Origin of the sequence: Flavobacterium nitrogenifigens, from assembly GCF_003254565.1 — a bacterium.
GTDB classification, from domain to species: domain Bacteria; phylum Bacteroidota; class Bacteroidia; order Flavobacteriales; family Flavobacteriaceae; genus Flavobacterium; species Flavobacterium nitrogenifigens.
The window spans coordinates 274830-301023 of sequence record NZ_QJRI01000178.1; the positions used below are offsets into that span (position 1 = coordinate 274830).

17 protein-coding genes are annotated in these 26194 nt (G+C 34.5%); 12 read left to right on the forward strand and 5 right to left on the reverse strand.

Annotated elements, in window-relative coordinates; all coding sequences use genetic code 11:
- Positions 1-12 precede the first annotated feature (12 nt).
- The 7 genes from DM397_RS16985 to DM397_RS17015 all read left to right on the forward strand — a co-directional run bounded on the left by DM397_RS16985 (position 13) and on the right by DM397_RS17015 (position 14604).
- Positions 13-1014, forward strand: coding sequence for a c-type cytochrome (locus DM397_RS16985; RefSeq protein ID WP_111378673.1), 1002 nt, complete (start codon positions 13-15; stop codon positions 1012-1014).
- 37 nt (positions 1015-1051) lie between these two features.
- Positions 1052-4054 carry a glycoside hydrolase domain-containing protein gene (locus DM397_RS16990; protein WP_239457872.1) on the forward strand — a complete coding sequence of 1001 codons (3003 nt, stop codon included), beginning with the start codon at positions 1052-1054 and terminating at the stop codon, positions 4052-4054.
- A gap of 209 nt (positions 4055-4263) precedes the next feature.
- Complete coding sequence (locus tag DM397_RS16995; protein ID WP_111378675.1) at positions 4264-7359, forward strand: DUF5107 domain-containing protein; 3096 nt, start codon at positions 4264-4266, stop codon at positions 7357-7359.
- Positions 7360-7381: 22 nt separating this feature from the next.
- Positions 7382-9565 carry a M1 family metallopeptidase gene (locus tag DM397_RS17000; protein ID WP_111378716.1) on the forward strand — a complete coding sequence of 728 codons (2184 nt, stop codon included), beginning with the start codon at positions 7382-7384 and terminating at the stop codon, positions 9563-9565.
- A 193-nt stretch (positions 9566-9758) separates the two neighbouring features.
- Positions 9759-11519, forward strand: a complete 1761-nt coding sequence (locus tag DM397_RS17005; protein WP_142479052.1) for an alpha-1,3-galactosidase B — start codon at positions 9759-9761, stop codon at positions 11517-11519.
- A gap of 344 nt (positions 11520-11863) precedes the next feature.
- Positions 11864-13183, forward strand: coding sequence for a DUF3472 domain-containing protein (locus DM397_RS17010; protein ID WP_111378677.1), 1320 nt, complete (start codon positions 11864-11866; stop codon positions 13181-13183).
- Between the two features lie 41 nt (positions 13184-13224).
- On the forward strand, positions 13225-14604 hold the full coding sequence (locus tag DM397_RS17015) for a Gfo/Idh/MocA family protein (RefSeq protein ID WP_111378678.1): 1380 nt from the start codon (positions 13225-13227) through the stop codon (positions 14602-14604).
- Positions 14605-15004: 400 nt separating this feature from the next.
- Here the strand turns inward: DM397_RS17015 and DM397_RS17020 are convergent, their stop codons facing one another.
- From DM397_RS17020 to guaA, 4 genes are all read right to left on the reverse strand, one after another.
- On the reverse strand, positions 15005-15406 hold the full coding sequence (locus tag DM397_RS17020; protein WP_111378679.1) for an OsmC family protein: 402 nt from the start codon (positions 15404-15406) through the stop codon (positions 15005-15007).
- The gene (locus DM397_RS17025) at positions 15406-17478 is read right to left on the reverse strand and encodes a PBP1 and LysM peptidoglycan-binding domain-containing protein (protein ID WP_111378680.1); all 2073 of its coding nucleotides are present in this window, start codon (positions 17476-17478) and stop codon (positions 15406-15408) included. Before DM397_RS17025 ends, DM397_RS17020 begins: the two co-directional genes overlap by 1 nt.
- A 94-nt stretch (positions 17479-17572) precedes the next feature.
- Positions 17573-19486, reverse strand: a complete 1914-nt coding sequence (locus tag DM397_RS17030) for a LysM peptidoglycan-binding domain-containing protein (protein WP_111378681.1) — start codon at positions 19484-19486, stop codon at positions 17573-17575.
- 63 nt (positions 19487-19549) lie between these two features.
- Complete coding sequence (guaA, locus tag DM397_RS17035) at positions 19550-21079, reverse strand: glutamine-hydrolyzing GMP synthase (protein ID WP_026729125.1); 1530 nt, start codon at positions 21077-21079, stop codon at positions 19550-19552.
- 218 nt (positions 21080-21297) lie between these two features.
- On the opposite strand from guaA, the gene DM397_RS17040 reads away from it, so the two are divergent.
- Positions 21298-21825: a hypothetical protein gene (locus DM397_RS17040; protein ID WP_111378682.1), complete on the forward strand. Its 528-nt coding sequence runs from the start codon at positions 21298-21300 to the stop codon at positions 21823-21825.
- A gap of 154 nt (positions 21826-21979) precedes the next feature.
- Here DM397_RS17040 and DM397_RS17045 read toward each other — a convergent pair whose 3' ends face one another.
- A complete protein-coding gene (locus DM397_RS17045; RefSeq protein ID WP_111378683.1) occupies positions 21980-22693 on the reverse strand; it encodes a hypothetical protein in 714 nt (237 codons plus the stop codon).
- A 296-nt stretch (positions 22694-22989) separates the two neighbouring features.
- Between DM397_RS17045 and DM397_RS17050 the strand changes: the two genes are divergently transcribed.
- The 4 genes from DM397_RS17050 to DM397_RS17065 all read left to right on the forward strand — a co-directional run bounded on the left by DM397_RS17050 (position 22990) and on the right by DM397_RS17065 (position 26155).
- On the forward strand, positions 22990-23916 hold the full coding sequence (locus tag DM397_RS17050) for a DnaJ C-terminal domain-containing protein (protein ID WP_111378684.1): 927 nt from the start codon (positions 22990-22992) through the stop codon (positions 23914-23916).
- Complete coding sequence (locus DM397_RS17055) at positions 23913-24218, forward strand: chaperone modulator CbpM (protein ID WP_111378685.1); 306 nt, start codon at positions 23913-23915, stop codon at positions 24216-24218. The genes DM397_RS17050 and DM397_RS17055 overlap by 4 nt, the downstream gene beginning before the upstream one ends.
- A 151-nt stretch (positions 24219-24369) precedes the next feature.
- Complete coding sequence (locus DM397_RS17060; protein WP_111378717.1) at positions 24370-24750, forward strand: RidA family protein; 381 nt, start codon at positions 24370-24372, stop codon at positions 24748-24750.
- 148 nt (positions 24751-24898) lie between these two features.
- Positions 24899-26155, forward strand: a complete 1257-nt coding sequence (locus tag DM397_RS17065) for a voltage-gated chloride channel family protein (protein ID WP_111378686.1) — start codon at positions 24899-24901, stop codon at positions 26153-26155.
- The last annotated feature ends 39 nt before the right edge of the window (positions 26156-26194 follow it).

A 26194-nucleotide genomic window follows, 5' to 3' on the forward strand; every position in this document is an offset into this window, starting at 1 on the left:
AAAATAGTACCCATGAAAAAAACAATTCTTATCGGACTTTTTTCAGCATTTTCAATAGCTGTTTTCAATTCCTGTACTAAAACCAATTCTCAAACTTTAGCTTCAAAAGCAATCGAAGAAGGAGAAGAAGATGAAGGTTACATCACAATTGATACTTCTCAAATTCCAGATGATCAATTTGGAGAATCGGTTCGCTATGGTAGAGAATTAATGATGAAAACGGCTTATTATATTGGTCCAAACGGAAAAAACGGACAATATTTAGGCAATAAAATGAACTGCACCAATTGTCACCAAGATGCGGGAACAAAACCTCATGCATTCAATTTAATGTCTTCGCATGACAATTATCCACAATATCGCGGACGCGAAAACAAAGTCCTTACTTTAGCAGAAAGAGTTAATAACTGCATTATGCGTCCGCATTCTGGAAAACCGCTTCCGTTGGACAGCAAAGAAATGGTGGCATTTTTATCGTACTTTAAATGGATCAGCAAATTTGTTCCAAAAGATGGTAATTTTAAAGGAGCCAAAAATTTAGAAATCGAATTTCCAGATGTTGCAGCAAGTCCAGAAAGAGGAAAAGTTTTATTTGCTGAAAACTGCGCAAGATGCCACGGAAATAATGGCGAAGGAGTTTATAATGCAGATAAATCAGGCTATACTTATCCTCCACTTTGGGGACAATACGGTTATCAGCCAGGTTCAAGCATGCATCGTGTAATTAAACAGGCACAATGGCTAAAAAGCAATATGCCTTATGATAAAGTTCAACTAGGAAAACCGTATCTTACAGACAAACAAGCGCTTGATATCGCAGCTTATGTAAATGACGATTCACAGCATACAAGACCAAATCCTAAAACATTAGATTATCCAAATAAAATGGGCAAGCCTATCGATTATGCGCACAGTCCGTTTAATGATAATTTCTCTGAAGAACAGCATAAGTATGGACCTTACAAACCCATTATTGCTTACTGGAAAAAACAAGGATGGAAAGCCGTTTACTAAACTCAAAATATACTATTTAACCTGATTATACAATACAATGAAACTAAACCTAAACAACACAACGCTTTTAAGCAGAATAATGATAATGTGTCTTTTCGCAATCAGTATTCCGCTAACTGCACAAATAAAATATTCAGACGGAAATGACAGCTGGAATCCGAATCAATTAGGAAATCACCGTGCTGTAGTTGCTTTTTCTGGTTCAGGAAATGTTGCTAAAACAACAATCGAATGGCGAAGAAGAGACACGAATCCAGAACTTAAAAAAATTATCGTTCAAGATGCGTCTGGAAAAGAAATTCAGAACATAAAAACCGAAAATATCAATAGAGAAAACGGTACTATTTTCTTCGAACCAATTTCGGGAAAAGGAACATATTACGTGTATTATATGCCTTATGTAGACGAAGGAACGGCAAATTATCCAAAAGGAATTTATCAGAAGCCAGAAAACAAAGCCGATGCAAAATGGCTTTCTAATGTAAAAGCAAACTTAAAAGACAATGCTACTGTAACAGAAATTCAGAGCGTAAATGCTTTCAATAGTTTTTACCCGATGGAAGTGATTGCAACAACTGCTGAAACTTCAGCTCTTGTGGCAAAAAACAGCGGAAATTCATTTTTAGTTTTCCCAGAAGACAGAGAACATTCAATCAAATTAAAATCAGATTTGCCACAAAGATGGATTCAGAAAGGTGTTCAAAACAGTTTTTCTGATACAGCAATGAAAGGTGAATATTTAGCTTTTCAATTAGGAGTTTATGCTCTTGAAGATTTAAAAAACATAAAAGTAACTTTTACCAATTTAGTAAGCACAACTGGCGCAACAATTGAAGCGAAAGACATCAATTGCATCAATACTGACGGAACTCGATATGATGGCACTCCTTTCACCAATACTGTTTCTGTTTCAAAAGGAAAAATTCAGGCAATGTGGTGCGGTATTGATGTTCCGCAAACTGCTGCTGCTGGAACTTACAACGGAAAAGCAACTGTCATTGCTGACGGAAAATCAAAAGAAATCAATCTACAAATTACGGTTTCTAACCAAGTAACGAAAAACGGAGGTATCGACAGTCCAGAAAAAATGACTCGCCTAAAATGGTTAAACTCAACGTTAGCTCAGGAAAATACAGTTATTGCTCCTTATACTCCATTAACAGTAAACAATTCTGAAATTGCTTTATTAGGAAGAAAACTGATTGTAGCGCCAAACGGATTCCCAGCTCAGATTCAGACTTTCTTTACTCCAGAAATGACTTCTGTAACATCAAAAGCAAATGATGTTTTAAGCTCACCAATCGATTTTCATTTTGTTGATGCATCAGGAAAAGAAGTGCAATGGAAAAACAGCGGTGTAAAATTCACCAAAAAAGAAGCTGGAACAGTTTCTTGGGAAAATACTTCTACTTCAAAATCAGTTCAGATGGATGTTAACGCTTCTGTTGAATTTGATGGTTTCGTACATTATATCGTGAAAGTTACAGCTCTTGAAGATGTTGCCTTTAATGACATTAATTTCCAAATGCCAATGCAGCCAACATCTGCAAAATACATGATGGGATTAGGTCAAAAAGGTGGCGATCGTCCTGCAACTTTCGATTGGAAATGGGATGTTGCGCATAAAAACCAAGATGGCGCTTGGATTGGTGCTGTAAACTCTGGATTGCAATTTTCTTTGAGAGACGAAAAATACAGCCGTCCGTTAAACACGAATTTCTATTTACAAAAACCTTTGTTATTGCCAACTTCTTGGGGTAACGAAAATAAAGGGGGAATTACAATTACACCTAACCAAAAGTCGGTTTTAGTAAACGCCTACAGCGGTGCTAGAACAATGAAAAAAGGAGAAGTGTTATACTATAATTTCAATTTGTTAATTACCCCTTTCCATACAATTAACACAGATTTTCAATGGGATACAAAGTTTTACCACAGATACAGCCCAATCGATTCTATTGCTAAAACTGGCGCAACGGTAATTAATATTCACCATGCAAATGCAATCAATCCGTATATCAATTATCCTTTTATCGAATTTAAAAAGATGAAGACGTATATCGATGAAGCGCATGAAAAAGGATTAAAAGTAAAAATCTACAATACGGTTAGAGAGGTTTCTAACAAGGCTTATGAGACTTTCGCTCTTAGAAGTTTAGGTCACGAAATCTATTCTCCAGGAAAAGGCGGCGGATTCTCTTGGTTGCAAGAACATGTTGGCGACGATTATATCGCAGCTTGGTTTGTTCCTGAAATTAAAGATGCTGCAATTGTAAACAGCGGTATGAATCGTTGGCACAATTACTATGTTGAAGGTATGAACTGGCTAACTCAAAATGTTGGTATTGATGGAATTTATCTAGACGACGTCGCTTTCGACAGAATCACAATGAAACGTATCAAAAGAGTTTTGACTAAAGACGGACATCCTGGAATTATTGATTTGCATAGTGCGAACCAATACAACAAAAGCGATGGATTTAACAATAGTGCCAACTTATACATGGAGCACTTTCCGTACATCAACAAATTATGGTTTGGAGAATACTTTGATTACGAAAAAAATCAGCCTGACTTTTTCTTGACTGAAGTAAGCGGAATTCCGTTTGGATTAATGGGAGAAATGCTTCAAGATGGTGGAAATCCATGGAGAGGAATGGTTTATGGAATGACAAACAGATTGCCTTGGAGCGACGGTGCTGACCCAAGAAACATCTGGAAAGTTTGGGATTCTTTCGGAATTAAAGGTTCTGAAATGATTGGATATTGGAGCGAAAACTGTCCTGTAAAAACAAACAACGACAAAGTTCTAGCAACCGTTTATAAAAAGAACGGAACGGCTTTAATTTCAATCGCAAGTTGGGCAGATGCTGATGCAAATGTGAAACTAAATATTGACTGGAAAAAACTAGGAATCAATCCTTCAAAAGCAACTATTACGGCTCCAGAAGTTACTAATTTCCAACCTGCAAAAACGTTCACTGCAAAAGACGAAATAACTGTTCCTAAAGGAAAAGGCTGGTTGTTGATTGTCAAGTAAATTAATAGGCCAGATTAGTCTAAGCTCCAGAGGAGCGTAATATTTATAGATAATTCATTACGATTTTATAAAGCTCCAGCGGAGCGACATATTTCGCCCCGCTGGGGCTTCTATCGACATAAAATTGTATTTCTATAAATATTACGTCCCGCTGGGACTTTCAGACAATAACTACTATGAAATAACTAAAAAAAACCAAGCTCTCCATCATGAAATTTAGACCATTACTATCCTTTTTACTCCTTGGAAGCCTTTTTGTCTCAGCACAAAACAAACCCACTATAAAAGAATACAAAAAAGTATTTACCACATATCCATTCTCAGATCCTGATCCGATTCCGAAACCAGATACCAAGTTTTATCCGTATTTCCGTTTTGATGGTTTTACTGATAAACCTGTTCAGAAAGAATGGAAAGTAATAGAAATTGAAAACGATTATATCAAACTGATGATTTTGCCAGAAATTGGTGGAAAAGTTTGGTCGGCTATAGAAAAATCTACGGGAAAAGACATAGTTTACAATAATCATGTGGTAAAATTTAGAGACATTGCCATGCGCGGACCATGGACAAGCGGCGGTGTTGAAGGCAATTACGGAATTATTGGCCACACGCCAAACTGCGCCACTCCCGTCGATTATAAAATCATAAACCGAGAAGACGGAAGCATTAGCTGTGTTATAGGGGTTTTGGATTTATTGACAAGAACTTCTTGGAAATTAGACATCAATCTGCCAAAAGACAAAGCGTATTTTACCACAAATTCGTTTTGGTCTAACACAACCGAATTCGAACAGCCATATTACACTTGGATGAATACGGGAATAAAAGCAGCCGAAAATCTGCAGTTTATTTACCCAGGACAGACTTACATTGGTCATAATGGAGAATACAATTCGTGGCCAATTGACAAAGAAAATGGCAAAGATTTATCATTCTACAAAAACAACAATTTTGGCGGTTACAAATCGTATCACGTATTCGGGAAATATGATGATTTCTTTGGAGGATATTACCATGACGAAGATTTCGGAATGGGAAGATACGGCAATCACGATGATAAACCGGGCAAAAAAATATGGATTTGGGGATTGTCTCAGCAAGGAATGATTTGGGAAAAACTACTAACGGATACTGACGGACAATATGTAGAAGTACAAAGTGGCAGATTGTTTAATCAGGCGAGCGAAGGAAGTAATCTTACACCTTTCAAACAACGTTCGTTTGCACCGTATCAAACCGATACTTGGACCGAATATTGGTTTCCTGTAAAGCAGACGAAAGGTTTTGTAAAAGCGAATAATTATGGTTCTGTTAATATTAAAAACGAAAATGGCTGGCTAAAAATCTATTTTTCTCCGCTTCAAAAATTAAATGAAAAAATTGAAGTTTTTGAAAACGATAAAAAAGTGTATTCTAAAGATATTGCTTTGAATACCATGCAAACTTTCAAAGATTCTATTCAGATAAAAGTTGATTCTAACAAATTGAAATTTGTTTTGGGTGGCAATAAACTCGTTTGGAATTCTGCACCAGAAGACGGAAACATCAATCGTCCTGTAGAAATACCTAAAGATTTTGATCATAATTCGATTTACGGATTGTATCAGCAGGGGAAAAATTACATCAGTTTTAAAGATTATGTACTTGCCGAAGAAAAACTAAATGCCTGTTTAAAATTAGATGCTAACTACGCTCCTGCTCTTTCCGCATTGGCTTCTTTGCAAATCAGAAAATTAGATTACAAAGCAGCTGTTAATTCGGCAAGCAAAGCTTTATCAATAGATACCTACGATCCTGCTGGAAATTATTTTTATGCTTTGGCTAATTTCCATTTAGGAAATAATACCGATGCAAAAGATGGTTTTGATATTGCGGCTGCAAGTGTTGAATTCCGCAGTCCAGCTTATACTGCTTTAAGCAAAATTTATTTGGCCGAAAACGATCTTTCAAAAGCGGTTGAATATGCCGAGAAAAGCTTAATATATAATCAATACAATATAGAAGGTTTACAAGTTTTAGCGGTTTTATATCGCCTTCAAAATAATACTGAAAAAGCAAATTCAGTTTTAAAAACAATTACAAAATTGGATCCGCTGAATCATTTTGCTGATTTTGAAAAATACCTTTGGAACAATTCAAACGATTCAAAAAATGCATTTGTTGCTGCTATACAAAACGAAATGCCAGAACAAACTTTTCTTGAATTGGGAATCTGGTATAATAATTTAAGCCGAAAAGAAGAAGCTTTAAAAGTGTTTTCTATTGCAGAACCAAGTGCTGAAATTATCTATTGGAAAGCCTTTTTAGAAAATAAACCTGTTGATGTAAGCAAAATCAAACCTGGAACTAGTTTCCCTTTTAGAAATGAAACTGCTGAAATTTTGAAATCATTAATTAAAACAAATGATCAATACCAATTAAAATATCATTTAGGTTTAATTGAATGGAATCGTAACAGCATTTCAGAAGCTAAAAAATTGTTTTCAGAATGCGGTTCAAAACCAAATGATCCTGCGTTTTATGGAGCTAAAGCTTCTTTATTCAAAAATGATGCTTCAATAGTATTGGCAAGTCTTCAGCAGGCAATAAAATTAGATCCGCAAGGATGGAGATATCATAAAATGTTGGCAGAACATTATATCGCTCAAAAACAATTTGATAAGGCGCTTACAACGGCTGAGTCTTTCTATAAAAAACATCAAGACAATTATTTGATTGGAATGCTTTACGCTAAAACTTTATTGCTAAATAAAAAATACCGCGAAGCTGATTCGTTCTTAACCAAATTGCAAATTCTTCCGTTTGAAGGCGCAACAGCAGGAAGACAATTGTATCACGAAGCTAAATTGATGCAGGCTTTAGCAGAAATCAAAAACAAGCAGTACAAAAAAGCACTTCAATTTATTGCTGATGCCAAACTGTTTCCAGAGAATTTAGGTGTTGGAAAACCGTATGACGAAAACATAGATGAAAGACTAGAAAACTGGCTGGATTATCAATGTTACAACAGTCTTGGAAATAAAGAAATGGCTTCTAAATCTTTAGATAAAATTGTTGCTTTTCGTCCTGTGGTAGATAATACGGTTATGAACTTCCTTCCGGCAAACAACCTTGTTTCGGCTTGGGCAATTGAGAAAACTTCTTCTGCTCAGGAAGCTGAAAAATGGATTAAAACTCAGGCCAATTTATATCCGACAAATAAAATAGTACAGTGGACTTTATTGTCTTACACCAAAAAAAAATCGAATATTTTGAGTGAAGATGAAAAAGACGGTGAAGTTAGAATTATCGAAAAATTGTAAAGAACTTTCAAAAACAATAAAAATGAAAAACCATTTTTTTAAATATACATTTTTGGGTCTTGCTCTTGTGTTGGCACCAAAAATAGAAGCACAAAACAAGACTGAAAAAGCAGATGAATTATCTATTTATCGTACTACTCCTTTAAAAACACATGATTTAGTTCATACCAAATTGGAAGTTTCTTTCGATTACGGAAAACGTTATTTGTACGGAAAAGAATGGATTACTTTGAAACCGCATTTCTACGAAACCGATTCGCTTAAGCTGGATGCAAAAGGAATGGATTTTAAAGAAATTGCCATTATTGACGGTAAAAAAAGTATTCCGTTGCAATATAAATATGACAACGAAGAGCTCTCAATCGCTTTAAACAGAAAATATAAAAGCACAGAAAAGTATACGATTTTCATTAATTACACTGCAAAACCAGCAGAACTGAAAAGTAAAGCCGGCGAATCGATTACCAATTCAAACGGATTATATTTTATTAATCCTGACGGAAAAGGTGACAAACCAACACAAATATGGACACAAGGCGAAACGGAGGCTTCTTCTTGCTGGTTCCCGACAATTGACAAACCAAATCAGAAAACAACTTCTGAAATTGCGATGACGGTTGAGGCAAAATATACCACACTTTCAAACGGTAAATTAACGTCACAAAAAGTAAACAAAGACGGAACAAGAACTGATATCTGGAAAATGGAACAGCCAAATGCGCCTTATTTGTTTATGATGGCCGTTGGTGATTTTAAAATCTATAAAGATTCTTATAAAGGTAAAGAAGTCAGCTATTATTTAGAGCCAAAATATGCGCCTTATGCCAAACAGATTTTTTATAAAACGCCAGATATGATGAATTTTTACGGCAAAATGCTTGGCGTAGAATATCCTTGGGCGAAATATGCGCAGATTGTGGTGAAAGATTATTTTGGTGGTGCAATGGAAAATACATCAGCAACCGTTCATGGTGAATATGTACAAAAAACAGAACGAGAATTATTAGATGATAATCAAGAAAGTACCATTGCTCATGAACTTTTTCATCAATGGTTTGGAGATTATGTAACGGCTGAATCTTGGTCAAATTTAACAATGAATGAATCGTTTGCCACTTTTGGAGAAGTGCTTTGGCACGGACACGATGCTGGACAAGATGGTGAAGATAGATCTCGTTATGAAAAATTGCAGAATTATTTACGCTCTCAAAAAAATGGTGACAGCCCTATTTTAGCACGTTTTCATTACAGAAACGCAGACGATATGTTTGATAATATCAGCTATTCTAAAGGTTCGATTATTTTGTATGCCATGAAAAACCAAATGGGTGACGAAGCCTTTTTTAAAGGATTAAATCATTATTTGACTACAAACGCTTATAAATCTGGTGAGCCGCATCAGCTGCGTTTATCAATGGAAGAAGTGACTGGAAAAGACTGGTTGCCTTATTTTGAACAATGGTACTATAATGCTGGAAGTCCAATTCTGGATGTGACTTACAAATATGCCAATGGAAAAGTTATCATTACAATAAATCAATCTCAGGATAGTTCGGTGCAAACCTTTACACTGCCTTTAAAAGTTGATTTCTACGTAAACGGAACTAAAATCAGAAGGGATATTTTAATTAATAAAAGACAGCAAAGCTTCAGTTTTGATCTTCCTTCAAAACCTGAATTTATAGATTTAGATCCAGATAAAATCATAGTTGGAGAAGTTAATGTAGATAAAAAAACGGCCGCTGATTATCTTTTTCAATATAAAAATGCGCCATCGTATTACAACCGAATTGAAGCTATAAAATTTGCTTCAAAAGACAGAAGCCAGGAGTCACAGCTTATTTTACTAGAAGGTTTAAAAGATCCACAGGAAGATTTAAGAGTACTAAGTATCAAAGCAATTGATTTAAATGAAAAACAAACCAAAGATCAGGTTTTAAAAACGCTTCTTGATATTGCTAAAAAAGATAAAAAGACAATTGCCAGAGCAAATGCAATTGTAAAATTAGCTTCTACAGGCGATGCTTCTTATAAAAGTTTAATGGAAGAAAGCATCAAAGAACAATCATACAACGTAATTGCAGCGGGATTATCAGGATTAACAAAATATGCTCCAGCCGAAGCAGATAAAGCATTAGCTTCATTAGATGACGATACCCAAAAACATGTAACGCCATTAATGAAAAGATTTAGTAGTCAAAAATAATTATAGGAATCCTTAGAATCTGTTTTGTTTTTGAAAACCTCTCTAATTTGGTTCATTAGAGAGGTTGTTTTTTAACTAAAAATCTCAACTAAAAATGCAAAAATTCTTTTTAACATCCATCTTATTTTTTTTGTTAACCATTTGCACTGCTCAAAATAAGGTTAAAAAAATAAACGTAAAAGATTATGGTATTATGGCTAATACCAAAGAAAATTTAACTGCAAAAATTAATCAGCTTATTGAAGGATTGGGAAGCGAATCTGTACAAATAATTTTTCCGAAAGGACGTTATGATTTCTATCCTGATGCCAATTATTACAGAACTTATTATGAGAGCAATACTTATGATGCCGATACTAGAAAACTGGCCATTCTCATTAAAAACAAAAAAAATATTACGATTGATGCTCAGCAATCTGATTTTGTGTACCATGAACACATTCAGCCTTTTACATTAGATAATGCAGAAAACATCACAATCAAAAATGTAAACATCGATTGGGATGTTCCTCTAACATCTGAAGCCGAAATTATTGAAGCAGATGAAAATCACATTCTAATGAAAATTGATATAGCACAATCTCCCTACAAAATCCACGAAAAAGGTTTGACTTTTATAGGAGAAAATGCTAATGAAAACTGGGCGCTCTCTGAAGGTTCGTGGTTAATTGAATTTGACAAAAACCATATTATTCCTGCAAATACCGGTGATAATGGTTGTGTAAAAGGAGATTTAAAGAATGTAATTTACAGCGAAGTAAAACCAGGATTGGTAGTAATGAAAGGAAATTTTACCAAAACTCCCGCCGTTGGAAACTTTATAATATTAAGACACGGAAAACGTGATCACGCTGGAATGTTTTTATTTCATAGCAAAAACACTAAACTAGAGAATATTAATGTTTACCATACTTCCGGATTAGGAATTCTATCTCAATATTGCGAAAATATTGAGATGAGAAAAGTAAATATGATTCCAAATCCTAAAAAAAATCGATATCTCAGCGGACACGATGATGGTTTGCATTTTATGGGATGCAAGGGCGAGATCATAATAGATAATTGCGACGCGCAAGGCCTAATGGATGATCCAATTAACATTCATGGAACATATGTGCCGGTAATGCAAAAAATAGACGACTATTCTGTAAAATGCAACTTTGGACAAAATATGTCTCACGGATTATTATGGGCTGTGACTGGAGATAAAGTTGGCTTTATTCAGAAAAAAGAAATGAACACGATGTCTTACGGAATTGTTTCAAGTTTTGAACCGTTAGATGTAGATCATTTTATTATCAGATTCAAAGAAAAAATTCAGACCGATATAGATGCCAATTTTGTTCTGGAAAATCTAAGTTGGACGCCAAATGCTACAATTACAAATTGCTTTGTGGGCAGCAATCGTGCACGTGGTTATTTAATATCTACTCCAGGAAAAGTGGTAATATCTAATAATATTTTCGAAACCAGTGGCTCGGCCATTCTTATAGCGGGAGATGCAAATTATTGGTTCGAAAGCGGTGCTGTAAAAGACATTACCATCAAAAACAATGAATTTAGATTTCCTTGCAATTCCTCTTATTATCAATTTTGCGAAGCAATTATCAGCATTTATCCTGAAATTCCAGCACCAAATGCTTTGCAACCCTTTCATAAAAATATAAAAATAGAAAATAACAGTTTTAACCCTTCAGACTACCCTATTCTTTACGCCGTTTCTGTAGACGGATTAAGTTTTAAAAACAATTCGATCAAGCGTAGTTATGCTTTTACTCCTTGGTATCCAGAGAAATACAACTTTAGAATTGAGGCTTGCAAAAATGTAGAAATTAGCGGAAACAAAATTGAAAAAGATGTACTAGGAAAAAATATTCTTCTGAAAGGAATGCAATCAACGGAACTAAACTTAAAGAATACAGAATTAAGTGTTGAGATAGCAAAACCAAATTAAATTCTACTTCGAATTTAAAAAGAATTCACATCCTCTATAACCAGTTGAAAAAAATCGTTTATCTCATGTGCTCGAGCACAAAATTAGTGTGTTCGAGCACATATTTCTGTTTTTTCTTGTTTAATCAAAATATATTCAATAGTTTCGTTAAATAATTAAAAGTAAGGATGGTCTTATTTGCTTATCTCAAAATGACGCAACTACCTAATTAACAGTTTTCAAAATAAAAAAAAGTATTAAAAAACATATTTAGAATTAAAACCATACGTCCCTGATTTTTAAAACCTCTTCAATTCGGTTAGTTACAGAGGCAATTCAAAAAAAGAAACGAATTCATCAATCAAATGAAAAAAATTACATACTTATTACTTGCTTTGGTACTAATTTCCTTTTCTCCTATAAAAGATGCTTCTTTCGTTAAAAGAAACATAATAGAAGAGCCTAAAACAAAAATTTCACTGCCCCTTGCAGGAAATGCCTTTAGTTCTGAACATATTGACGGAAGCAATACAATTACAGATAATGGCATTGAAAATTGGACAAACCCTAATGAGTTTTTCACTTTATATTTTAAGATTTCAAAACCTGGGATTTTTCAATTTACTGTTGAAGAATCTGTTGAAGTTTTTGGAAAATCAGAAGTTGAATTTTCTATAAATAGCGAATCTAAAAAAGTAACATTCAGTTCTTCAAAAAAAGCTATTTCCATTGGAACTTGGACAATAAAAAAAGAAGGGTATGTTGCTTTAAAGATTAAAGGAATCAGTAAAACTGGTGATCGTTTTCCTTCTATAAATCGTTTAGAAATTTCAAGCAAAGATTTTGACGGAAGAATATCTTATGTGCCAAATAACGAAGGAAATTTTTATCATTGGGGACGTCGCGGACCATCTGTGCATTTAAACTACCAGGTTCCTGAAAATGTCAATGCAGAATGGTACTACAACGAAATTACTGTTCCTAAAAATGAAGACAAAATAGGTTCTTATTTTATGGCAAACGGGTTTGGCGAAGGCTATTTCGGAATTCAGGTAAATTCGGCAACTGAAAGACGAATCTTGTTTTCGGTTTGGAGTCCCTTTGAAACAGACGATCCAAAAAGTATTCCTGATTCGCAAAAAATCAAAATGCTCAAAAAAGGAGAAGATGTACATGCCGGAGAATTTGGAAGTGAAGGTTCTGGCGGACAGAGCTATTTAAAATACAATTGGAAAGCCGGAACAACATATAAGTTTTTATTAAGAGGGTTTCCTGAAAACAATAATTCAACAACTTATACTGCTTATTTCTATGCGCCAGAATTAAAAAAATGGGTGTTGATTGCAAGTTTTAATCGTCCGCAAACACATACTTATTTAAAAAGATTTCATTCCTTTTTAGAAAATTTCATTCCGGAACAAGGTAATTTATCACGAAAAGTTCTATTCAACAATCAATGGGTTTGCGATGAAAAGGGGAATTGGACTGAAGTTAATTCAGCTCGTTTTACAACAGACAATACCGGAGCAAAAGGATATCGAATGGACTTTGCGGGCGGACTGGAAAATGATTCATTTTATTTAAAAGATGGTGGTTTCTTTGACGCATTCACAACACCAAAAACAATATTTACAAGACCATTAAACAATAAAAAACCAGAAATAAATTTCAATACTCTGCCATAATTGACGAAGTATTGATCAACAAAAAACAAATTAATTTACACATGAAAACTACATTTTTTAAATCGGCAATAGTTCTTTTTCTTTTGTTTGGATGGACGATTGCTTCTGCACAAATGATTAAGACCAAAACTCCTTCTCGCCCAAAAGGACAGCAAGACGTATTAAGAATGGCTGCAGATCCAATTCCAACGGTTCGTGTTGCCTTTATCGGACTGGGAATGCGTGGTCCGGGCGCGGTTGAACGTATGACACATATTCCCGGTGTAGAAATTGTGGCGTTGTGCGACATGACTCAGGAAAATACTTCAAAATCGAATGAAATTTTAACGAAAGCTGGTTTTCCAAAAGCGCAAGAATTCTATGGCGATGAAAATGCTTGGAGAAAAGTTACAGCCTTGCCAAACGTAGATTTGGTGTATATAGCAACTGACTGGCTTCATCATGCTTCTATCGGAGTTCAGGCTATGAAAGATGGAAAACACGTTGCAATTGAAGTTCCGGGAGCTTTGACTATGAAAGAAATTTGGGAACTGATTGATACTTCGGAAAAAACGAGAAAACACTGCATGCAATTGGAAAATTGTGTTTATGATTTCTTCGAATTGACTACTCTAAACATGGCACAACAAGGCGTTTTTGGAGAAATTCTACATGCAGAAGGTTCATACATTCACGGTTTACAACCATTCTGGGGAGAATACTGGAACAACTGGAGAATGGACTACAACATCAAACACCGCGGGGATGTTTATGCGACACACGGGATGGGGCCTGCGTGCCAGGCATTAAACATTCACCGTGGTGACAAAATGAATTTCTTGGTTTCTATGGATACAAAAGCCGTTGGAAATCCTGCTTACATTAAAGAAAAATCAGGACAGGAAATTAAAGATTTTAGAAACGGAGATCATACGATGACAATGATTCGCACTGAAAACGGAAAAACAATCCACATTCAGCACGATGTCACTTCTCCTCGTCCCTATAGCAGAATGTATCAGTTGAGTGGTACAAAAGGTTTTGCAAATAAATATCCATTGGAAGGTTATGCGCTTGACGGAAAAGAGTTAAGCGATGACGTAAAACCAAACCACGAAAAATTGAGTGCGCACTCTTTTGTTCCTGAAGAAGTGAAAAAAGCATTGATGGAAAAATACAAACATCCAATTGCAAAAGGAATTGAAGAACAAGCTAAAAAAGTAGGCGGTCACGGCGGAATGGATTTCATTATGGATTATCGTTTAATTCACTGTCTGCAAAAAGGACTTCCTCTTGATATGGACGTTTACGATTTAGCGGAATGGTCTTGTTTAGGGCCATTAACAGAGATTTCTCTTGACAATAATTCTGCTCCCGTTGAGATCCCAGATTTTACTCGTGGAGGCTGGAACAAACTTAAAAAATTAGAGTTTTCAGAATAAAATAATATTGGTTAGTTAGTTAGTAAGGGACAAGAGGGCAAAGTAGATGTTGCTCTCTTGTCTGTTTTAGACCATTCGTAAAATTTACATTGTAAAAAACATGTCACTCCTCCGGAGCTTTACATTGTAAACACCTATTCTTTGCTATAAATATATAGCTTCTCCGAAGCATGCAAAAGAGATTCCCTTTAAATGGACAACATTATATAAAAACATATTGCAAAGCCCCAGCGGGGCAAAATATTTATAGCATTTCAATCACGTTAATAAAAAAGCTCCAGAGGAGCGGCATATCTTAAATTTATATTCTTTACTATAAATATTTTGCTTCTCCGAAGCCTACAAAAAAAGGAGCTGTCTTTTTGAGACAACTCCTTTCTTAATTTATTTAAACAAAAAACTAATTCCAGTTGAAAGTAATTTTCTTTTCTATTTCACTGCTTAAGCTTAGAAAAACTGGGCAAGTCATTGCAGCGCGTTCCAGAATAGTTTTGCTTTTTTCATCAGCATTGCTTTTCATTTGAAACACAATTTCGATTGCACCAATTCTTCTTGGTTCAGCATTCATAATCTTAGTTACTTCTGCTGTAGAACCCACAAAATCTACTTCCAAATCACGGGCTTTAATTCCCATAATCGTCATCATACAGCTTGCTAGAGCATTTGCTACAGTATCTGTTGGAGAAAATGCTTCTCCTTTTCCGTTATTATCTACTGGTGCGTCAGAAATAATTTCGCTTCCTGATTGCACGTGAATTGAACTTGTTCTTAAATCTCCTAAATAGGTTACTTTTGATGTCATTAATTTGCTACTTTTAAAGTTAAGTCAGTATCATAATACAAGATGTAAACACCTTTGTTAGCGTGTCCGCCATCTTCTTTTCTATAATATTGAAATTTATTATCTACTTGCTGAGTCGTCATCAAATCAGCTGTTTCCTGAAATGTTTTTCCTTGCATCAAACGCATCATCGTGTCAAACGTTACGTCAAAACCTCTAGTTGCATAAGTGGTCGGATTAGCTTTATTTTTCAAACGATACTGTTTTTCATAAATTAAAACTGGCTGTTCGTCGCTTTCACGAGTAACAGAAGGATACATCAATTTCAGTTTCACCAAATTATCAAAACTAATTTCATCAGTATCTAATGTGCTGTTTGGTTCCAAAATTACCAATTGAACCTGGCATGTTTTCTGAGAATCTAACAAAGCCTTAATCGTAGCTTTAACCATTGCTGTATTTCCTGTTTCCATTACAACATAATTCATTCGGTTTGGCAATAATAAGCTTTTTAAGTTCGCCACATCCAGACCTCCAGTTTCAGTCAGAGATGCAAACGCAACTCCTTTTTGGTTTTGTTTGATATAATTAATAACCGACTCTTTTTTCTTATCAACGACCGCTATGATATTTCCATTTTTAGAACGTATAAAATCAAAAACAGCATTTCTAATAACATCATTTGCAGGTACAGTCTGATACAAATTGTCAATTGGATTAGCACTATCTTTTGATAAAGGAGAAATAACTGGCACGTTGCTAGAACTAAGCATATTGGCCGCTACTTCTGCATTATTCTGATAAAATGGCCCAATTACAGCATCTGCATCCTGAAGTTTTGGAACTAAACTTACAATACTTGAAGTTGTTTTTGTTTCTTGCGAATCGTAAATCGCAACATCAATTGGCAGTTTCAATGTTTTGGCAGAATCAATAGCCATCAAAGCTCCAGAATAAAAATCTAAAGTCATATTTAAGAACTTGTCGTTTTTAATTCTATTAGCCGTTCCAGATGTATCGCTTTGTACCTTTGCCATATTAAAAGGAAGCAATAAAACTACTTTTTTACGCTCGTTAACACCCCTTTTTTTGGTTAATTCTACAATTTCAACATTTTCGTTTTCAGTAGATTTTACTTTATCAACAATCTTAATTCCTCCGCCAGTACTTTCTACTGGTTTGTTTACTGAAGAATCAGCTGGTTTTTCAGAAGGCACTTGAGCTGCAATAATTGGAGCAGGCGCAATATATCCAGCAGGAACTTTCAAGACCATCCCTTCTTTTACACCTTCAGAAAGTGACGGATTTAAAGCCACTAATTCGTCTTGCGATAAATGAAAAACTCTTCCTAAACTGTAAAAAGTTTCTTTTGGTTTTACCTGATAATCCATATAAGTCACCGCTTTTTTAGAAGATTCAGCTGGTTTCTTATTCTCAGCAGGCTTTGCTGTTTCTGCTGCCACATGCTCTGCTTTTGGAGCTGTTCCTTTTATGGTCAATCTATAACCAACTGGCAAACTAGAAACAATATCCGGATTGCGTTTTTCCAATTCATCAACAGTCATGTTGTACTGTTTTGCTATGCCAAATTTTGTTTCTTTTGGCTGAACATCATGATACACATATTTTTCAGCACCTTTTTCTTTAGCAGGCTTTGCCGCTGTTTTTGGAGCAGATCCTTTTGCAGGAATAACCAATTTCTGCCCAATCTGAACGCCTGTTTTTTCCAAAAACGGATTTGCCGCTTTTAAAGCCTCATCAGAGATTCCGTATTTTTTCTCAATGCTGTAAAAAGTTTCTTTTGGCTGTACTTCGTGAATAATCTCTTTTCCAGAAGTTGCAGCTGTTTTAGTTTCAGAAACTTCTTTTTTCGCTTCTCCTGTCGTAGGAATCAACAATACTGTGTTTGGGCTTAAACCTGTTCTAGCATCTGGATTCAGCTTATAAATATCATAAGGCGTAACCTTAAATTTTTGGGCAATCTGATTAATAGTTTCACCACTTGACACTTTATATTTCACCACTTTTTCCTGAGAAAAAGCACTTGAACTGATAAAGAATACAAGAGACAATAATGTTAAATAGTATTTCATAATATGGCTTAAAACAATTTAATTTCTAATTTAAAAATATTTCACAGATTTATCCAAAAGCAAAATTCGAGCCGTTTGTTATTTCATTCAAAAATCATCTCAAATCGATTTCTGCTTTGGCAATTATGATTTCTTTATATAACTCATCTTCTTCTTTTTTCTTGCATTTATAAAGCACTTCTTCCATGTTTTCGAATTTATCGCTGTAAACATAGTACGAAAGGCTGTTGATATTAAAGAAGAAACTAGCGTTAAAATCACCAGAATCAATGAGTTTCATAATAAGCTTATCTCGGTCAACTGCGTCTGTAAATATACCCAAAACTAAGTAATACCCATTCGAAACTTCTCTAAGATTATCATAAACTTCTACTTTTACTGTTTTATCAGGTCGTAACGGATTGTCTTTCAATTCCTGTTTCATTTCTTCTAGCGAAATTGTTTTTGAATTTTCGACACTATTATTTTTTTTATGCTTTTTGACTGCTTCGTCCTGATATTTCTTCAGTTTTACCAAAGCCAATTTGTCATCAAACTTTCGAGCTTCCATGCTGTAATAGGAGGCTTTGCTGATGTGTCTCTTTACTTCAATTTTTTTCTGATTGTCAAGCGAATCAATTTTTGCAATCAAAAGTTGATTCTTTTCGTCCCCTTTTTGCTGGTCTTCTTTATAGCGATTAATTTCCTCTAAAGACAAACGTTGCTGCAAAGGTTCTGTATTGGCTTTTTTCTCGCTTTCGCGGATTTTCTTCTTGTATTCCTGATTTTCCTCAACCGCAATTTTCTCTACTTTATTCATTAGGCCAGCGTATACTTTTCTGTTCTCCGCTAGTTCTTTTTTCAGTTGAGAAGATAATTCATTTGTTTTATTGATTCCTTCAGAAGATTGTTTTTCTAATCTTTTAGATTCTTCAACATTCAAAATATCCATTCGCTTCAATTCTTTCAAATCATCATTCATTGAATTGACAAGTGAATCTAATTTTGCCATTAAAACATCCTGTACATTTTTATTGGCTTCTAAAACCAAACGCAGTTTTTCAACCGAGTTTTCTTTAGAACCATTCATATCATTCAGATTCACTTTCAAATCATTAATTTTTATAATTTTCTGATTCATTTCTTTCTGAACGACTAAACGGTCTTTTAAATCTTCAATTTCGACTGTTTTGGCTTTTGTTTTTTCGACTACAACTTGTTTTTCGGCCAAAGCCAGCATTAATTCTTCGCTTTCATTTGTTGGTTTTATAGCTGCGGTATTAATGGCTAATTTATTTCCAACGATTAATCCGTTTACAATTTCAGGATTTTGAGATTCTAATTGATCAATTGAGATTCCGTATTTCTTAGCAATCGAAAACTTGGTTTCTTTTGGTTCAACAACATGAAAAACCGTTTCCTGATTGATAACGCGAACCCTTCCGTCCAGCGTTTTTCTTTTGTTTGGAATCGAAATCGTCTGACCAATCTGTAATCCATTAATTAAAATGTCTTTATTGAGGTTTTCTAAGTCCTGAACCGAAACATTATATTGTCTGGCAATACTGAACAAAGATTCTTTAGCCACAACCTGATGTGTTGTTTTTGAAGAAACAGCAATTTCTTGTTTTGAAGAATAATCTGAATTTTGAGGAATAATCAGTTCTTGGCCTATTTGAAGTCCGCTGGCCAAAATTTCCTGATTAGCATTCTGAATAGCTTCAACCGAAACGTGATATTGTTTTGATAAACCAAACAACGTTTCTTTTGGTGCAACAATATGAGTTTGCTGCTTTGAAGTAGTATTTTCTGAGTTATGAATTGGAATCTTTAAAACCTGATTGTCTTTGATTCCGTTTTGCGATTCGGGGTTGAGTTTGTAAATCTCATCTACAGAAACCTTATACTTTTGGGCTATAAAATAAGCGGTTTCACCCTTTTGAATCTTGTGCTCGATAATTGAATCTTGCGCAGTTATTTTGTTAAAAGACAAAATAAAGACAAGAGAAATTGTTAAAAGTTCTCTCATAAATAGTAGGTTATAAAAAATTAAGGCCTTACAAATGTAAGACCTTAATTTTAAATTATGCTACTATTCCCACTCAATTGTTGCAGGTGGTTTTGAACTAATATCGTAAACTACACGATTCACGCCTTTTACTTTATTGATGATGTCATTAGACACTTTCATCAAGAAATCGTAAGGTAAATGAACCCAGTCAGCAGTCATACCGTCTGTTGATTCTACAGCTCTAAGCGCTACTACTTTTTCGTAAGTACGCTCATCACCCATAACACCAACAGAGTTTACAGGAAGCAAAATTGCTCCAGCCTGCCAAACTTTATCGTATAATCCCCAAGATTTTAATCCTTCAATGAAAACAGAATCTACATCTTGTAAAATTCTAACTTTCTCTGGAGTAATATCTCCTAAAATTCTAATTGATAATCCCGGTCCTGGAAAAGGGTGTCTTCCTAATAATTCAGGATCTATTCCTAATGTAGCTCCTACTCTTCTCACTTCATCTTTGAAAAGCATTCTAAGCGGTTCTACAATTTTTAATTTCATATAATCTGGCAATCCACCAACATTGTGGTGCGATTTAATAGTTGCAGATGGTCCTTTTACCGAAACAGACTCGATTACGTCTGGGTAAATAGTTCCTTGCGCCAACCATTTTACGTCTTCTAATAAGTGCGATTCATCATCAAAAACTTCGATAAATACACGACCAATTGTTTTACGTTTTGTTTCTGGATCACTAATTCCCGCTAATTCACCAAGGAAACGATCTCCAGCATCTACTCCTTTTACATTTAATCCCATTCCTTTGTATTGATCTAATACATTTTGGAATTCGTTTTTACGTAAAAGTCCATTGTTAACGAAGATACAGTATAAGTTTTGTCCGATTGCTTTGTTTAATAAAACTGCTGCTACTGTAGAATCTACTCCTCCAGATAAACCAAGAACCACTTTATCGTTTCCTAATTTCTCTTTTAATTCTGCTACCATTTCGTCAACGAAAGCATTTGGAGTAAAGTTTTGAGGAACTTCAGCAATTTTTACTAAGAAGTTTTCCAACATCTGTTTTCCATCTGTTGAGTGGTAAACCTCTGGGTGATATTGAATTGCATAAGTAGTTTCGCCTTCAATTTTGTAAGCTGCATATTCTACATCATGCGTGCTTGCAAGCTTTACAGCATTTGTTGGAAGCGCTTTGATACTATCGCTATGGCTCATCCAAACTTGGCTGTTTTCTGAAACTCCTTCAAAGAAAGTTTCACCTTCTTTAATATAAGACAAGTTCGCTCTTCCGTATTCTCTCGTGTTTGAAGCAGCAACTTCTCCACCACTAAAGTGTGCTAAATATTGTGCTCCGTAACAAACAGCAAGTAAAGGCATTTTACCTCTAATTTGCGATAAATCAGGATGCGGTGCATCTTCTCCTCTAACAGAGAAAGGGCTTCCTCCTAAAATTACGGCTTTATAACTTGATAAATCACTTGGAATGTGATTGTAAGGAAAAATTTCGCAGAATATATTTAATTCGCGAACTCTACGCGCAATAAGCTGAGTATATTGCGACCCGAAATCTAAAATAAGTACGTTGTGTTGCATGCGCAAAAGTACTTTTTATATTCGAAATTCAAAAATCAGAACGTTGAAAAAATAAATATTTTTTTTCAACGTTCCTGTTTTTAGGTTCAAAGGTTCTGAGTTACAAAGGTTCAAAGTTTTTTTTCTTTGTCCCTTTGAACCTTTGTAACTTTGAACCTCAAAAAAAATCCAAACAATCCAAAAATTCGTATCTAACGAAAACCCAATTAAATTTAACTATGAAATCAAAAATTATTGCGCTGACTGTTTTCATGTCTGCTTTTTTCTCTTCTTGTAATACGGTTGATGATTTATTGACTTTTACGATTTCGAATAATACTTCGATTAAAATTCAAAGCACTTCGCCTATTAACTTACCATCAGAGATTATTACACCAGAAGTTACAACCAATTCTTCAGCTGAGTTTGAAAACAATAAAACAAAAGCAAGTTTGGTGAAAGATGTTAAAATTAAGTCATTAAAATTATCCATTACAGATCCGTCTGATAAAACTTTCACATTTTTAAAATCAGTTCATTTATATATCTCAACAGCAAATTCGGAAGAAATCGAATTAGCGTATGCAGACAATATTAATGTATCAAGCAATTCAATCGATTTGATTTGTACAGATAAAAGATTAGACGAATATATTAAAGCAGATAGTTACAAAATTAGAACTAAAGTAACTTTAAAAGAAACCTTAACGCAAGATGTTACGGTAAAAGCAGAAATGAAGTTTAAGGTTACTGCGGATCCTTTTTAAGGTGCTAAGATGCTAAGGTTCTGAGTTTATGAGCTACTAAGTTTAATCTTAAGAGATAAAAAAATAAGGTTCTATTTTTAGAACCTTATTTTTTTATCAAGACAGAATAAAGGCTTAGAACCTTAGCAACTCAGAAGCTTAGAAGCTTAAAAAATCACTCTTTCGTTACAACAATAGAAGCCTTAAATCCTGCAGCAAGATTATCCCAATAATCATTTGTTACTAGATTGCCTTTATCGTCGTAGACTTGTATTTCTGCTGTATTTCCTCCTAGCGAACCTATATTTAGAGCTTCAAAATCTAATTTATTAAAGCCTGGAGCAAGATTAATTTTTACTTGCTGAAAATTAGAATCCAATAAAATTCTATCACGAATTACGTAATCATTTGAAGAAACTTTTACCAAATCGCCATCAATTGCTCCAAAATCACGGAATTTGACAATAAAGTATTCTGATTTAGTTTTAAAATCTCCTAGCGAAATATTTTTCTTTACTAAGACGCCACGACCTTCACGCAAACCAGCATCTTTTAAAGATTTATCCAAATCCTTTTCCATTTTTGCTACATATCGATCGCCTGGATTAGCAAAATCGGTTTCTGTAGACATGGTAAATTTGCTTTTCTCTTCTCCAATCTGAAATTTTGATTTCGGAGTTATAGTAGTATTTTCAAAAACATTTGGAGTTTTAATCGCTGGCATATCATTAAATTCTGCCAATGGATCTTTGACTTCAGGAACTGGAGTCTTTTTAGGCTTGGCAGTAAATTTTCCCCCAGGAATAGTTTTGAATTTAGTACTAGACTCAATTTGGGCTGATACTGATATCGCAGTAAAAAATAATATGAAAAATAAAATGTGCTTCATTGAAAAAAGTATTATCGAATCGCCTTTTATAATTAATATAAAACAAAAGTCCAGCTTCACAAAAATAGTATAATTTACTTACTTGCTACAACTTTAGGAGTTTTATAACATTAAATTAAGCTAATTTTTGGAATCAAAAAACCTGCCAAGATTTTTTATTCTGTAAAAAATAAATTTCAAATCTAAAATTTATAAATTCTAAAAAATCATTTTATAAAAACACTCACTATTTTGATTATTAACAACTTATTCTTAACTTCAAGACTTTATTTACCATTTATAAAATCTCAGAAAAAATGGATTATATCGATTATTACAAAGTATTGGATGTTACTAAATCTGCAACCGAAGCAGACATCAAAAAAGCATATCGAAAACTGGCAAGGAAATATCATCCCGATTTGAATCCGAATGATAAAGAAGCCGAAAAAAAATTCAAAGAAATAAATGAAGCCAACGAAGTTTTAAGCAATCCAGAAAATCGAAAAAAATACGATAAATACGGAAAAGACTGGAAACACGCTGACGAATTTGAAAAAGCTGGCTACGATCCTAATCAGCAACAAAACAGACAGCAAGGCGGATATCAATATTCTGAAGGCGATTTCTCTGGTTTTGGAGGTGGCGATTTTTCAGGAAGCGATTTTTCAGATTTTTTCAATTCGATGTATGGCCAAAGCGCAGGCAGAAGTAGATCGCAGGCTAAATATAGAGGACAGGATTTTAATGCCGAACTGGAATTAGACTTAAAAGCGGCTTATACCACACATAAACAAAATTTAACTGTTAACGGAAAAAATATCCGAATTACAATTCCTGCTGGCGTAGAAAACGGACAAATTATTAAAATTCCGAATCACGGAGGACCAGGAGTAAACGGCGGACCAAACGGAGATTTATACATCACTTTTATAATTTCTAATAATTCAGATTTTAAAAGAGAAGGCAATAATTTATATGCCGACGCTCCTATTGATTTATACACGGCAATTTTAGGTGGAGAAACCTATATCAATACTTTTGACGGAAAGGTAAAAATTAAAGTGCCTGCAGAAACTCAGCCGGGAACAAAAGTAAAACTGAAAGGAAAAGGCTTTCCCGTTTATAAAAAAGAAAATCAGTTTGGCGATTTATACATTACGTACACCATAAAACTTCCAACAAAACTGTCGGATAAAGAAAAAGAGTTATTTGAAGAATTAGCAAAACTAAGAAAGTCATGAAAAATAAAAATTTAATCCAGATCAAACAGTTTTGTATTTACCACGAAATTGAAAATACTTTCATAACCGAACTTAATAATTATGGACTTATACATATTATAACGGAAGAAAACGAGGAATTTCTTGAACCCGAACAGCTTCCAACGGTTGAAAAAATGATCAGAATGCATTATGATCTCAAAATAAATCTGGAAGGAATTGATGCTATTGCAAACCTTTTGAATAAGATTGAAACCTTACAGCAAAACTTAAATGCGGTACAAAACAAGCTTCGACTGTACGAAGAGAAAGAAACCGAATAACGATTAATATCACAAAAAGCTTGAATTTCTGAATTGATTTCAAGCTTTTTTTTATCGCTACCAAAGCCATAATTCTTAAATTGCAGCATCTTTAATTAACCTGAATTTGCTTTTAAAACCGTACAGACAAATTCGCAAAAATTATAAAAAAATGAAAAGAGAAAACATCTTGACTGGATCTCCGTGGGAAGACAAAATGGGATATTGCCGTGCCGTAAGAATTGGCAATATTATTGAAGTTTCTGGAACTGTAGCCATTGTTGACGGCGATAAAGTAAAAGCTGATGACGCTTATGCTCAAACGTATAATATTTTGGAACGAGTTGAAAAAGTTTTAGAAGATTTAAATGTGGGAATGAAAGATGTTATTAGAACAAGAATTTTTACAACAGACGTTTCTACTTTCGAAGAAGTAGCTAGAGCGCACTCTTCTTTCTTTAAAGATGTAAAACCAACAACAGGATTTTACGGAATCAGCAAACTGGTTGCTCCAGAATATTTGGTGGAAATAGAATTTACTGCTGTAGTATAATTTTTTTGCCGCGAATTTCACGAATTTACACTAATTATTCCTATTCGCCATTTCGAAAAAGTATGGCGACAACTAGATTAAATCGTTTTTTCCTATTTTAATTCGTGAAAATTCGTGAAATTCGTGGCAAACTTTTTAGAATTCATTAATGACTTCCTTAAATCCAAAACAATTCCTGCTTTCACTTCCTAAATGGATTCTTATCTGTGTTTTAGTTGGTATATTTTCAGGTTCTGCATCTGCTTTCTTTTTAGTTTCTTTAGAATGGGTTACGCAATTTAGAATGCAGCACGACTGGATTATTTGGCTTTTGCCTTTCGGCGGATTTTTGGTAGGATTGAGTTATTACTATTGGGGAGAATCAGTTGCAAAAGGAAATAATCTTTTGCTCGAAGAATACGAAAGTCCGAAGAAAGTCATTCCTTTTAAAATGGCTCCTTTAGTTCTTTTAGGAACACTGCTTACCCATTTGTTTGGAGGATCTGCAGGGCGAGAAGGAACTGCGGTACAAATGGGAGGCGCAATTGCCGATCAGTTTACCAAACTTTTTAACCTTGATAATTCAGAACGCAGAATTTTAATCATTCTCGGAATCAGTGCCGGATTTGCTTCTGTTTTTGGAACGCCTCTTGCGGGAGCTATTTTTGCTTTGGAAGTTCTATATTTCAGTAAAATTAATTTTAAAAGCATTTTGCTTTCTTTTCTAGTGGCTTACGCCGCATATTTCACTGTAGAATTCTGGGAAATCAAACATACGCATTACAGCATTCCAACTGTTCCAGAACTTAGTTTAAATAATATTATTTTTACTCTCATTGTTGGAGTACTCTCGGGATTTGCAGCTTTACTATTTTCTAGAAGTACACATTTCTGGGGTTCGCTTTTTTCAAAAAACATAAAATATCCACCGCTTCGTCCTGTAATTGGCGGAGTCATTTTGGCTATTGCCATTGCTGGTTTAGGATTTACAAAATTCTCTGGATTGGGCGTTCCTGTTATTGTCGATTCCTTTTCAAATCCAAATCAATGGTACGATTTTCTGCTTAAAATCTTATTTACAGGTTTTACACTTGGAGCTGGATTTAAAGGTGGCGAAGTAACGCCGTTATTTTTTGTCGGAGCTACTTTAGGAAGTGCCTTGTCAACCGTAATCCCGATGCCCATTGCTCTTTTGGCAGGAATCGGATTTGTTGCGGTTTTCTCTGGTGCAACCCACACTCCTATTGCCTGCACAGTAATGGGAATGGAATTATTCGGAATTGCTCCCGGAATCTTCATCGCAATCGCCTGCACAATTGCTTATTTTTCTTCTGGTTCTGTTGGAATTTATAAATCTCAGATTGTAAAAGGTGCGAAATACAAACTGTATCAAAAGTTTCAAAAGAAAGAACTACAAAATTTATAAAGTAAAATTCCAAATTCCAAACTGGATTGAGAACTGAGA